At 70.8% G+C, this 12,409-nt stretch carries 12 protein-coding genes; 6 read left to right on the forward strand and 6 right to left on the reverse strand.

The window, feature by feature from the left end; translation table 11 throughout:
• Positions 1-176: 176 nt before the first annotated feature.
• The gene (locus AB0C28_RS38955) at positions 177-554 is read right to left on the reverse strand and encodes a hypothetical protein (RefSeq protein ID WP_358080408.1); all 378 of its coding nucleotides are present in this window, start codon (positions 552-554) and stop codon (positions 177-179) included.
• Here AB0C28_RS38955 and tnpA point away from each other — a divergent pair.
• Together tnpA and AB0C28_RS38965 are read left to right on the forward strand one after the other, a co-directional pair.
• Positions 554-919 carry an IS200/IS605 family transposase gene (gene tnpA, locus AB0C28_RS38960; protein WP_358080514.1) on the forward strand — a complete coding sequence of 122 codons (366 nt, stop codon included), beginning with the start codon at positions 554-556 and terminating at the stop codon, positions 917-919. The genes AB0C28_RS38955 and tnpA overlap by 1 nt on opposite strands.
• Before the next feature lie 164 nt (positions 920-1,083).
• Complete coding sequence (locus AB0C28_RS38965; protein ID WP_358080409.1) at positions 1,084-1,935, forward strand: SDR family NAD(P)-dependent oxidoreductase; 852 nt, start codon at positions 1,084-1,086, stop codon at positions 1,933-1,935.
• A gap of 66 nt (positions 1,936-2,001) precedes the next feature.
• Here AB0C28_RS38965 and AB0C28_RS38970 read toward each other — a convergent pair whose 3' ends face one another.
• Entirely contained in the window at positions 2,002-2,922 is a 921-nt protein-coding gene (locus tag AB0C28_RS38970) for a hypothetical protein (protein ID WP_358080410.1), read from the reverse strand.
• Between the two features lie 118 nt (positions 2,923-3,040).
• On the opposite strand from AB0C28_RS38970, the gene guaA reads away from it, so the two are divergent.
• The 4 genes from guaA (at position 3,041) to AB0C28_RS38990 (ending at position 8,194) form a co-directional block, all read left to right on the forward strand.
• Positions 3,041-4,588 (forward strand): glutamine-hydrolyzing GMP synthase, encoded by a 1,548-nt coding sequence (gene guaA, locus AB0C28_RS38975; RefSeq protein ID WP_357847853.1) that lies wholly within the window; start codon positions 3,041-3,043, stop codon positions 4,586-4,588.
• A gap of 197 nt (positions 4,589-4,785) precedes the next feature.
• A complete protein-coding gene (locus AB0C28_RS38980; RefSeq protein WP_357847851.1) occupies positions 4,786-5,964 on the forward strand; it encodes a SpoIIE family protein phosphatase in 1,179 nt (392 codons plus the stop codon).
• The gene (locus AB0C28_RS38985; RefSeq protein ID WP_358080411.1) at positions 5,961-7,727 is read left to right on the forward strand and encodes a CHASE3 domain-containing protein; all 1,767 of its coding nucleotides are present in this window, start codon (positions 5,961-5,963) and stop codon (positions 7,725-7,727) included. The genes AB0C28_RS38980 and AB0C28_RS38985 overlap by 4 nt, the downstream gene beginning before the upstream one ends.
• Entirely contained in the window at positions 7,727-8,194 is a 468-nt protein-coding gene (locus AB0C28_RS38990; protein ID WP_357847847.1) for a response regulator, read from the forward strand. The genes AB0C28_RS38985 and AB0C28_RS38990 overlap by 1 nt, the downstream gene beginning before the upstream one ends.
• Here the strand turns inward: AB0C28_RS38990 and AB0C28_RS38995 are convergent.
• The 4 genes from AB0C28_RS38995 to AB0C28_RS39010 form a co-directional block, all read right to left on the reverse strand.
• Entirely contained in the window at positions 8,191-9,744 is a 1,554-nt protein-coding gene (locus tag AB0C28_RS38995; RefSeq protein ID WP_358080412.1) for a hypothetical protein, read from the reverse strand. The two genes, AB0C28_RS38990 and AB0C28_RS38995, sit on opposite strands and share 4 nt — an antisense overlap.
• 29 nt (positions 9,745-9,773) lie before the next feature.
• Positions 9,774-10,442 carry a polysaccharide deacetylase family protein gene (locus AB0C28_RS39000; protein WP_358080413.1) on the reverse strand — a complete coding sequence of 223 codons (669 nt, stop codon included), beginning with the start codon at positions 10,440-10,442 and terminating at the stop codon, positions 9,774-9,776.
• 78 nt (positions 10,443-10,520) lie between these two features.
• Entirely contained in the window at positions 10,521-11,228 is a 708-nt protein-coding gene (locus AB0C28_RS39005) for a class I SAM-dependent methyltransferase (protein WP_346110123.1), read from the reverse strand.
• Between the two features lie 3 nt (positions 11,229-11,231).
• Entirely contained in the window at positions 11,232-12,350 is a 1,119-nt protein-coding gene (locus AB0C28_RS39010) for a glycosyltransferase (RefSeq protein ID WP_357847841.1), read from the reverse strand.
• Positions 12,351-12,409 lie beyond the last annotated feature (59 nt).

Consider the following 12,409-nt stretch of genomic DNA (forward strand, 5'->3'; position numbering starts at 1 on the left):
TGCGGGGCAGCGGGCTGGACCAGTGTCTCGGTGCGGAACACGATGCTCCACCCGAACGCGTCCTTGACCAGGCGGGCTCCGGTCACCTTCCCCGCGGGGGAGTTCTTTCCGATGCCGGGCAGGGGTTTGGTCCACCGGAACCGGACCCGGCCCACCATCGGGAGGCTGAGCTGTCCTCACCTGGCCGACAGGCGGACGATCCGCATGGTGCGCACCTGCGGCACGTCGACCGCCAGCCGAGGCCGCCTCTTCTTGGACTTGAAGGTCGGCCGCTTGGCAGGGTGGCCGGGGTTGAAGAAGTTCTCCCACGCCTGCTGATACGTTTTCAGCACGGCCTGGGCGGGCAAGGCCGCCAGGAACGGAACATCCGTGCGGGCCTGGCGAATCGCCTGATCGGCCTGCGCCAGAGTCGGCCTTCTGCCGGGAAAATGCGTCCAATAGGCGTGCAGGCAGTTCCACAGGGTGATCGCGGCGGACGCCTGCTCCTGCAGGATCGCGGACTGCTCGCAGGTCAGCTCCAGACGGGCTTTATGCCCGCGCTGCCGCTTGACCAATCGCTCACTTGGTTTTCGTGACCAAACTCCGGCACCAGGTGTTCACCGACACCCACCTGACCCGCATGGAAGAGATCATGCGGGACGTGTGCGCGGACTTCGAAACCGAACTGACCGAGTTCAACGGCGCAGACAACCACGTCCACCTGCTGGTCAACTTCCCGCCCAAGGCCGCTCTGTCCAAGCTGGTCAACTCACTGAAAGGGGTGACGTCCCGGCGGATGCGCCAAGAGTTCCCCGACCTGGCCGCCCACTACTACCGAACCAACAAGCTGTGGTCCGGCTCATACTTCGCGGGGGAGCGTGGGAGGCGCCCGCTGGCGAGCGTGCGCCAGTACATCGAGCAGCAAAACCGCCCGGTCTGACCACGGCAACGCCGGTCCGCCTGGCAGCGAAACAGCTGTTCCTGCCCCGCTACGCAAAAGAGTCCGCCTCACCCCCGGCCTGAAGGCCGGAGCACTACGGACATATCCGGTAGTGTCACTCGAACTGATCGGGGTAGCGCCGTCCGGCACGAGGAGGTCTGTCCGTGCGCGAGCTCTCCGGCAAGGTCGCGGTGGTGACGGGTGCGGCCAGCGGCATCGGGCGGGCGCTGGCCCTTCGGTTCGCGGCCGAGGGCATGACGCTGATGCTCGCCGACGTGGACCACGGCGGCCTCGCGGAGACGGCCGCGATGGCGGCGGACGTCGAGATTCGTCCGGGTACGGCCGGGCGCGGTGGAGTGCTCACGCAGATCACCGACGTGTCCGACTCCTGGGCCGTCCGGCACCTGGCCGACCGGTGTTTCGGGGAGTTAGGTGCGGTGCACGTACTGTGCAACAACGCCGGCGTCTTTCAGGGCGGCCACCTGTGGACGCGCGAGGAGAAGGACCTCGACTGGCTGCTCGGCGTGAACCTGTGGGGCGTGCTGCACGGCATCCACGCGTTCGTGCCGCGCATGATCGAGCAGGACACCGAGGGCCACATCGTCAACACCGTCTCGGTGGCCGGGCTGTTCGTCGCGCCGGGGTCGGGCGGTTACTCGGTGAGCAAGTTCGCCGCCCTGGCCGCCTCCCTGGCGCTCGCCCAGGACCTTTCCGCCACCGGATCCAGGCTGCGGGTGAGCGCGCTCTGCCCGGGAGCGGTGGACACGCGCATCGGCGAGTCCGACAGGAGCCGGCCGCCCGGCCTGGTCACCACGCCGACGCCGGACGAGCTGGAGTCACGCGAGCGGATCGGCCGGGCGGCCGGCCGGGGCCTGGACCCGGCCGAGGTGGCCGACCTGGTCGTGACGGGCATTCGTGAGGAACGGTTCCTGCTGCTGACGGACCAGAAGTACGCCGCCCGCCTGCGCCTGCAGACCGAGGCCCTGCTCACCGGCAACCTCCCCGACCTCAGGTGAGCCCCGGCCGCCCGCTCGCACAGCTCGCCCGCGACCCAGCCCGCCCGGCCGCGCGTGACCTCGGCCTCACCGGTGGCGGTCGTGGGCCAGCACCCGTACGACGGTTCCCTTCCGCGCCTTGACCAGCAGCCGGACGGAGTCGCCCGGCAGCACGTCCTCATAGAGCCCCTGTTCCACGTGGAACGCCGTGGCCTTCGGCGAGTTGCCGTCGTGCAGGGCGATGTAGTGATCGTCGGCGTCCACCCACCGCTTGACCACGTACCCGGTGACCTCCTGCCGCCCCTGCACGGGAGGCAGCAGCTCGGCGGGCTCGATCTGACCGCCCCGCCATCCGCTTCCAGTGAAGATCCACTCCTGCCGGTGGCCGGCCGAGCCCGCCTTGGCGGCCTCCCGCCCGCGTTCGGTCAGCAGGAACCCCCGGCCGCCCATGAGCAGCCCGATCCCCGCCACCAGGGACACCATCGTCGCGATCATTCCAGGCCAGGACAGGCCGGCCGCCGCGATGGTGGCGTACCAGGGGACGACCAGCGCCGCCGCCAGCAGCAGCGGCACGATCACGCTCGGCCAGCGCCGCCGCGCCAGGCCCAGATCGATCGCGCTGCGCCGGACGAGGGGCAGGAAGTGGCCCTCCAGATCGGGCCCTTCCGGGATCAGGTCGATCACGGGGGCCTCGGTCGCACCCGCCAGCCGGGCACGCACCCGTTCGACCGCCCACCTCTCGTACGGGCGCAGCGGCTCGTCCAAGGGCCCCTCGACGCTCAGCCGATCGCCCTCGATCGTCGCCCAGCCGCGCCCGGCGAGCTCGTACAGGGCCGAATGGAACACGTCCTGGGGCCGCATCCCGCGTAAGAGCTCGGCCACGGGGGCGGGCACCGGCTCCCGCACAGCCTCCCGCCGCCGGTCCTCGCCCCGGGCGGACACCTTGAGGGCGGCGGCCAGCGTGGCCACCCACAGCGCCCATGCCGCCGCCGGCCAGACAAGATCCATTGTTCTGTGTTAGCACGTCGGCCCGAGTCAGACCAGGTGTATCCCGAGCCAGGCCAGGTGCAAGACGCGGGGCCGATACACTGTGGTCACCGCATTTCGCCTTTGGGGGGTTCTCACGGTGTCTGAATTCGACACAGTGCTGGTGGTCGACTTCGGCGCTCAATACGCGCAGCTCATCGCCAGGCGGGTGCGCGAGTGCCACGTCTACTCGGAGATCGTGCCCTCGACCATGACGGTCGAGGAGATGATGGCCAAGAAGCCGAAAGCCATCATCCTGTCCGGTGGTCCTTCGTCGGTCTACGCCGAGGGCGCGCCGCCGGTGCCGCACGGGCTGTTCGCCACGGGCGTGCCCACGTTCGGCATCTGCTACGGCTTCCAGGCCATGGCCCAGGCACTGGGCGGCGAGGTCGCCCGCACCGGCGTGGCCGAATACGGCGGCACCCCGATGCAGGTGCTCGACGAGGGCGTCATCTTCGCAGGCCTGCCCGCGAGCCAGACGGTCTGGATGTCCCACGGCGACAGCGTGGCCGCCGCGCCCGAGGGCTTCGCGGTGACCGCCTCGACCGGGCAGACCCCGGTCGCCGCCTTCGAGAGCGTCGAGCGCGGCCTCTACGGCGTGCAGTTCCATCCGGAGGTGCTGCACACCGAGCACGGGCAGGCGGTGCTCAAACACTTCCTGGAGGCGGCCGGCTGCCGCCCGTCGTGGACGATGCTCAACATCGTCGAAGACTCCGTCGAGGCCGTGCGCCGCCAGGTCGGCGACGGCCGCGCGATCTGCGCGCTGTCCGGCGGGGTCGACTCCGCGGTGGCCGCCGCGATCGTCCAGCGCGCCATCGGCGACCGGCTGACCTGCGTCTTCGTCGACCACGGCCTGCTGCGCAAGGGCGAGGCCGAGCAGGTCGAGCGCGACTTCGTCGCCGCCACGGGCGTCAAGCTGCGCGTCGTCGACGCCTCAGAGCGCTTCCTGAAGGCCCTGGAGGGCGTCTCCGACCCGGAGGAGAAGCGCAAGATCATCGGCCGCGAGTTCATCCGCGTCTTCGAGGACGAGCAGCGCGCCATCATGGCCGACGGCCCGGTCGACTTCCTGGTCCAGGGCACCCTCTACCCCGACGTGGTCGAGTCGGGCGGCGGCACCGGCACCGCCAACATCAAGTCACACCACAACGTCGGCGGCCTGCCTGAGGACCTCCAGTTCACCCTGGTCGAGCCGCTGCGGGCGCTGTTCAAGGACGAGGTCAGGAGGGCCGGCGAAGAGCTCGGCCTGCCGTCGGCCATGGTCTGGCGTCAGCCGTTCCCCGGTCCCGGCCTCGGCATCCGCATCATCGGCGAGGTCACCCGCGACCGGCTGGCCCTGCTGCGCGAGGCCGACGCCATCGCCCGCGAAGAGCTGTCCAGGGCCGGCCTCGACCGGTCGATCTGGCAGTGCCCGGTGGTGCTGCTGGCCGACGTCCGGTCCGTGGGGGTTCAGGGCGACGGCCGTACGTACGGGCATCCGGTGGTGCTGCGGCCGGTCACGTCCGAGGACGCCATGACCGCCGACTGGGCGCGGGTTCCCTACGACGTGCTGTCGCGGATCTCCACCCGGATCACCAACGAGGTGCGCGAGGTCAACCGGGTGGTGCTCGACGTGACCAGCAAACCGCCGGGCACCATCGAGTGGGAGTGACCGCGTTCCTGAAGTGAGACACGGCCGGGGGCGGATGCTCGCTTCGGGTGGCATGAATACAAGGGAGATCACTGGGAAGTGGGGCTACCCCTGGGCCAATGCGGACCGTGATTGGCGACCGGGACGCCCGAGGTCTCGACGGATCGTGACGGATCGGGGTGCTTGAGCGCGCGGTCCGGAGGGGGTGACAGGCCCGCATGGCCCATGCGAGCGAAGACGGCAGGCAGCCGCTGGTGCTGCTCGTCGAGGACGATCCGCAGGATGCGTTCATCGTCGAGGAGCTGCTTGAGGACAGCGGACTGAAGGTGCGCCTGGAGTGGGCCCGTTCGGTGGACGAGGCCCGCAGGGCGCTGGTCCGGCTGCGCCCCCAGTGCGTGCTGCTCGACCTCGGGCTGCCCGACTCCCACGAGTTCTCCGCGCTGTCGGCCGTCATGGAGAAGGCCGGCGACGCGGCCGTGGTGGTGCTCACGGGCATGGCCGAGGAGCAGGCCGGGCTGGCGGCGGTGACCGCCGGGGCCCAGGACTACCTGGTCAAGGGCCGGGTCGAGGCCGAGTGGCTGGGCCGGACGCTGCGCTACGCGATGCAGCGCAAGCAGGCCGAGCAGGCCGCGGTGGCCCTGCACGCCGAGCGCATGCGCGCCAAGGAGAACGAACGCCTCGAACGCGGCCTGCTGCCCAGGCCGCTGCTGCAGAGCATGCCGATCGAGGTGGCCTCCCGCTACCGTCCGAGCAGGGGCGCGGCCACGCTCGGCGGCGACTTCTTCGACGTCGTCGAGTCCGACGACAAGTCCGTGCACGCGGTGATCGGCGACGTGTGCGGCCACGGCCCCGACGAGGCGGCGGTGGGCGTCTGCCTGCGCATCGCCTGGCGGGCGCTCGTGCTCAGCGGCGTGACGGGCGCGGCCCTGCTGCGCAGGCTCGAACGCATCCTGGAGGCCGAACGGCCGGGGTCGGAGATCTTCGTCACGATGACCACGCTCGTGCTCGACCCCGACCAGCGTACGGTCCGGATCTGGCGGGCCGGCCACCCCGGCATGCTGCTCCACGAGGACGACACCGTCTCGCTGGCCGACCCGGGGCAGAGCCCGGCGCTGGGCCTGCCGGTCGAGGTCGACTGGCACCAGGACATCCTTGAGCTGCCCAAGGGCGGTGGGCTCACCCTCTACACCGACGGGCTCTTCGAGCGCCGCCTGCCCGGCGAGCCGCCCACGTGGCTGGGCGAGGAGGGCCTGCTCGACCTCGCCGCCCGCCACTCGCACCTCGACGGCGAAGGCTTCCTCGACGCGCTGCTCGCCGACGTCGAGTCGGTCACCGCCCCCGAGGCGTCCGCCGACGACCTTGCGGTGGTGCACCTGCGCTGGAAAGACACGCCATGAGCGACGTGACGACACCCCCGGACTCGCGCGCGACCGCGGGCGCGGACGGCGCGGGCACGGGTGGCGCGAGCGGCGGCGGCGCGGGCACAGGAGGCGGTGGCACGGGCGGCGCGGGCGCGGCGCGGGACTCCCTCTGGCGGCGGCTCACCGTGCACGGCTGGTTCGTGCTGGTGATCTCGATCATCACCTTCCTCATCGTCGTCTGCGCGGTGATCGGCGGCCTGATGCTCGACCGCACCAGCCGCCTCTCCGACCAGCTCACCGGCAAGATCTCCCCGGCCGCCATCGAGGCGGCCAAGATGCAGAAGGCCCTCATCGACCAGGAGACCGGCGTCAGGGGCTTCCTGCTGACCGGCCGTCAGGAGTTCCTGGAGCCGTACGGCGAAGGGGTGGCCGCCGAGCGGCTCAGCTACGAGCAGGTCGCCACGCTCCTCGCCGACCGGCCGGACCTGCTCGCCCAGCTCAACGCCGTCCGCGACCGCGCCGCCGTCTGGCGCAGCGAGTACGCCGAGCCCATGACGGAGGGCCGACGCGCCGACGGCGCGGTCGCCGCCGCCAGGGTGGAGGAGAGCAAGCGGGTCTTCGACGAGATCAGGGTGCTGCTCGAACGGCAGAACTCCCGGCTGGCGCTGGCGCGCGAGCAGTCCCAGGCCGACCTGGTCAGGGCCGAGCAGATCCGCAACTGGGCCTTCATGGCCATCCTCGTGGTCTTCCCGCTGGCGGCCATCGCCATGGGCGTCCTGCTGCGCCGGGCGGTCGGCGTCCCGCTCACCGACCTGCGCCAGGCCAGCCGCCAGATCGCGGCCGGCGACTTCGAGCACGCGATCCCCGCGCGGGGCGCCGCCGACATCCGCGAGGTCGCCGAGGACGTGGACCTGATGCGGATGCAGATCGTCCGCGCGCTGGCGGAATCGCACCGGCAGCAGGTGCAATTGCGCGATCAGGCCGCCGACCTCGACGCGCAGGCGGGGGAACTGCGCCGCTCCAACGCCGAGCTGGAGCAGTTCGCGTACGTGGCCTCGCACGACCTCCAGGAGCCGCTGCGCAAGGTCGCCACCTTCTGCCAGCTGCTGGAGAAACGCTACGGCTCGGTGCTGGACGAGCGCGGCACCCAGTACATCCGCTTCGCGGTCGACGGGGCCACCCGCATGCAGGTGCTCATCAACGACCTGCTCAGCTTCTCGCGCGTGGGCAGGATGTACGACGACCGCGAGCCGGTGGAGCTGGATGAGGCCCTGGACAAGGTCATCGACGACCTGTCGGCGCCCATCGAGGAGTCGGGCGCCCGCTTCGAACGCCTCAGCAAGCTGCCCAGCGTCGTCGGCGACCCCACGATGCTGCGCCTGCTCTGGCAGAACCTGATCAGCAACGCCATCAAGTTCCGCGACCCCGGCCGCGCGCCCGTGATCAGGATCGGCTGCGCGCCGGCGGGCGAGGAGGGCTGGGAGTTCTCGGTGGCCGACAACGGCATCGGCGTCGAGCCGGAGTTCGCCGACAAGATCTTCATCATCTTCCAGCGCTTGCACAGCCGCGACACCTACACCGGCACCGGCATCGGCCTGGCGATGTGCAAGAAGATCGTGGAGAACCACGGCGGCCGGATCTGGCTGGACACCGGCTACACCGGCGGCGCCTGCCTGCGCTTCACCCTGCCAGCCGAGGTGCCAGCCGAGATACCAGCCGAGATACCAGCCGAAGTCCCTGCCGAGATGCCGGCCGAAACCCCCGCCGAAGTGCCCGCCGAGAGTGAGGGAACCGGCTGATGACGAATGGGAAACCCATCGAAGTGCTGCTCGTCGAGGACGATCCGGGCGACGAGCTCATCACCCGCGAGGCGTTCGAGGACAACAAGATCCGCAACAACCTGCACGTCGTCAGGGACGGCCTGGAGGCGCTCGACTTCGTCTACCGGAGAGGCGCGCACGAGGGTGCGCCCCGCCCCGACCTCATCCTGCTCGACCTGAACCTGCCGAAGTACGACGGCCGCCAGGTGCTGGAGCAGATCAAGGGCGATCCCGCGCTGCGCTCGATCCCCGTCGTCGTCCTGACGACCTCCTCGGCCGAGGAGGACATCCTGCGCAGCTACGAGCTGTTCGCGAACGCGTACGTGAGCAAGCCCGTCGACCTCGACCGCTTCATGGCCGTGATCCGCCAGATCGACGACTTCTTCGTCACCGTCGTCCGCCTCCCCGGCCGCGCCCCCTCCATAGGCGACGACGGCCGCCGCTAGACCTCCGCGCCCGGCTGATGCGCCGCCTGGACCCGCTCCGCCTCGGGCCCGGACGCCGGCACCGACCCCACCCGCTCCGCGTCCAGCGGAGGGGCGATGTGCGGCCGCGTCATAGACCGTCTCCGCCGGCTGCGCCTGAACGGCCAGGTCACCAGCCGGACCAGCAGCCGCACCACGCTTCCCGCCAGCAGCGGTACGAGCAGCACCCCGACCAGGATCGGCGCGGCCATGTACCTGAAGTCCTGCGCCGAGATGTTGGCCAGCACCACGACCTGCTGCGCGGCCACGCCCGCCACCACCATGAGGACGTACCGGCTGCGCAGCGCCCACGCCGCCAGCGCCGCCGCCAGGTACGACAGGTACGCCCACGACGCCCCCCGCCACAGCACCCAGTCCCACTCGGGAGCCAGCGCACGGTCCAGCCAGGGCTCGGCCACCCGGTTCAGCTCCATCGACAGCGGCCGCAGCGAGAACACCCACCGCTCGGGGAAGTCGGTCACCTCGTGCGGCCCGACGTAGGTGTCGGCGTTCGGCCGCCGCGACAGCCGGTACGTCATCCCGCCGGTCGTCAGCTCGTCCTGTACCGGCCGCCAGGCGATGGCGCCGCGGCACAGCCGGGTCCGCACCACCGTGGCGGGCTCGGTGACCAGCAGCCGCCGCCACAGCTCCAGCAGTTCGGTGGCGTGCATGCCGGCCTGCCACCAGCTGAAGTCCTTGCGCCAGATCAGCGGGTTGATGGTGGCGCAGGCGCCGCCCTCCCACCAACGTTCCAGCGGCGCCACGGACGTGAGCAGGGAGATGTCGGCGGGGGTGAACCATTCCGGATTCTCCCGGTACGCGACCGCGATGTCACCGAAGGCGGTGTGGTAGACGTACGTCCGCGACGGCGGCACGATCCCGTACTGCGGGAAGACGAGGTTGTTCAGCAGCAGCGGGATCGCGGCGGCGAAGGCGCCGGCCAGCAGCAGCCGCACCCGCATGGTGCGCACGATGAGCACCATCACCGGCACGGCCACCGCCACGACGAGGAAGCCGTTCGCGCGGAAGAGCCCGAGCAGCACGAACAGCGTCGAGAGCCAGACGAGCGCGGGCACTGTGACGGCCCGTCTGGCGGCGACGCGCGCGCACGCGCCCGCGATCAGCACGGCGCAGATCGTGAACGGCACGTCCTTCCACAACGTCACTGTGAACGCGCCCACCGGCGGCGCCAGCGGCATGAGCATGGCGACGGCGGTCGTCGCCACGCGCGGCGCGCCCAAACGCACGAGTGACCTGGCCAGGTACGTCAGCGCCCCCGCCATGGCCGTCGTCTGCGCGAACGTCACGGCCCCGAGGTCACCGGTGCCGGTGAAGCTCAGCCACACCAGCCCGTCGTAGAGCACCGAGTGATCGCTCACCCATGGCCCGACCAGGGTGTGGCTGAGATAGAGGACAGAGTCGCGGCTGAACAGGCCGGGGTAGAGCGCCGCCCACCAGCATCCGAGCACCGCCTGGACGACCAGGAAGGTCGCCATCGCGGTCCACGGCCGGCGCCGGGTGTCACTCCCCATGGTTCCCATCCTGAGCTGGGGGAGAGGTGTTAGAAGTAGGTCTCTCCTGGCGTCGGGCCCTTGCCGCGCAGCAGCGTGGGCACCGTGACGAGGTGGTAGCCGCGCTTCTTCAGCTCCTTGAGGATCTGCGGCATGGCCTTCACCGTCTGCGGGACGGTGTCGTGCATGAGGATCACGCCGTCGCGCTTGGCCAGCTTGAGCACGGCCGCCTTGATCTTCTTGGCGTCACGCAGGCTCCAGTCGAGCGTGGTGCCCGTCCAGAGGATCTCCGCCAGCTCGGTCTGAGACGCCGCCCAGAGCACGCGCTCGTCGGTGTGACCGAACGGCGGCCGGAACATCTTCGGCCGCACCCCCGTGGCCTTCTGGATCACTTCCTGGTTGACCTTGATCGCTTCCAGGATCTCGTTGTCGGAGTGGGCCGGCAGCGAGAAGTGGGCGTAGGTGTGGTTGCCGATCGCGTGCCCGCGCGCGACGATCTGCCGCGCGACCTTCGGCCGCTCCTCCACCCGCTTGCCGACCAGGAAGAACGTGGCCTTGGCATTCGCCGCTGACAACGTCTTGAGCAGGGCGGGGGTGTGGGCCCCCGGCCCGTCGTCGAAGGTCAGGGCCAGGCACTTGACCCGGCCGCAGTCGACGGGGGCCTGAGCGGGCACGGAGGTCAGGGCTAAGGAAGCCGCGAGGAGGGCATGAATCACCACAGCAGATAGCCTAAAGCCAACAGAACCCGCCGAAGTTACGCCGGATGTCTCGTTCTGGCCCCATCGACTCCGGCAGGTTCAGCGGCCCCGCCGCGCCCGCAGGAAGAGCGAGACGCCCTTGAGCGACTTGACCGGCAGATAGCGCTCGGCGCGGATGATCACCGACAGGCCGGCGTTGACGATCAGCGGCATCCGGCCCAGGTCGCTGCCGGTCGAGCGGCGGCGGTGCCGGGCCACGAGCGGGCGCAGGAGCACGTTCCAGCTCCAGACGCGATCGACGGTCAGCCCCGCCCCCTCGACGACGACCGTGAGCGAGTCGCGGCCGTAGCGGCGCACGTGGCCGACGGCGTCGTCGTGGGCCGACCACAGCGCCATGTCGCACGGCACCGCGATCAGCGCGTGCCCGCCCGGCGCCAGCACCCGGGCGATCTCGGCGGCGGCCAGGTCGTCCTCGTGGATGTGCTCCAGCACGTCGAACGCGGTCACCAGGTCCACGCTCCTGGACTCGAACGGCAGTGCTCGCGCGTCCGCCAGGACCGCCTTGAGCCCGCGCCGCCTGGCCGTCTCCACCGCCGCCTCACAACTGTCCGTCGCCGTCGCGTCCCAGCCCGCCTCCACCAGCACTCTGGTGTTCCCGCCGCCGGCGGCGCCGATGTCCAGCGCTCGCCCCGGCCGGCCGAGCCTGGCCATTCTGCGCAGTTCGCGGCGCAGCACGGCCCGGCGCTCCCGATACCACCAGTGGCCGTCCTCCAGCGCGATCAGCCGGCGGATCTCAGAGGTTTCCATGCGTCATTTCCTTGTACGGGAGAGGCGGAGCAGCGTGAACAGGCCGTATGTGGCCGTGGAGAAGAACGCCAGCGCGCTGAACCGGGGCGCGGCGCGCGGCCCGAACGTCCACCGGCGATTGGCTTCGACGTTGACGATTCCGGCCAGGACGAGCGCGCAGAGATTCGCCGACGCGGGTGACCAGGATTCGCGCAGGAGCAGATAGGCCAGCGCATAGAGAATGACGGAGAAAGTGCCGATGGCGGCGAACGACGTGAATTTCGCCACCGCCGCCATCGTCGCCGCCCGCGGCGCGGGCGTCACCGCGTCGGGATGCGCGGGCTCGGGCTCCGGCCTGGCCACCTCGACCTCCGCCCGCCCCAGCGCCATCGACCAGGCCACCCTGGCCAGGCCCTTGAGGTCGTCCACGGCCGTCCTGACCACGTGGACGCGGGAGTCGGCGTCCTCGATCCAGTCCACCGGCACCTCGTGCACCCGCAGCCCGTTGTGCTCGGCCAGCAGGAGCAGCTCGGTGTCGAAGAACCAGGAGTCGTCCTCGATCTTGCCCATCAGCGGCCTGGCCACGTCGGCCCTGACCGCCTTGAAACCGCACTGGGCGTCGCTGAAACGCACCCCGAAGCCGTACTTGAGCAGCGCGTTGTAGCCCCGCGACACCACCTCGCGGCGCAGCGAGCGGCGGATGCGCGCGCCGTGCGCCAGCCGGGTGCCGACGGCGAGCTCGGAGTGCCCGCTGGCCACCGAGGCGACGAGCGGGAACAGGGCGCCGAGCCCGGTGGACAGATCCACGTCCATGTACGCCACGACGTCGGCCGGGCTGTCCTGCCAGGCCGCCCGCAGCGCCGCGCCCCGGCCCCTGACGTCCAGGCGGCGCGCGTGCACGTTCTCCAGCTCACCCGCCAGGGCCCTGGCCAGCGGCCAGGTGGCGTCGGTGCTGCCGTTGTCCACGATCGTGACGCGCCACGGCAGCGGGAAGCCGCCGTCGAGGTAGCGGGTCAGCGTACGGACGCAGCCGGGCAGGGCCCGTTCCTCGTTGAGCACGGGGATGACGATGTCGACGCTCGCCACCCGGGCCGCCGGGTCGAGAATCGCGGGACTCGGCTCCACGATGGCACGCGTGTCCATGGACTCCCCTGATCTCTCGTGGCCCTTCGATCCACGGGTATGGTGCTGGGGCGTCCGGC

This window comes from Nonomuraea sp. NPDC048892 (assembly GCF_040649735.1).
In the GTDB taxonomy this organism is placed as follows: Bacteria; Actinomycetota; Actinomycetes; order Streptosporangiales; family Streptosporangiaceae; genus Nonomuraea; species Nonomuraea maheshkhaliensis.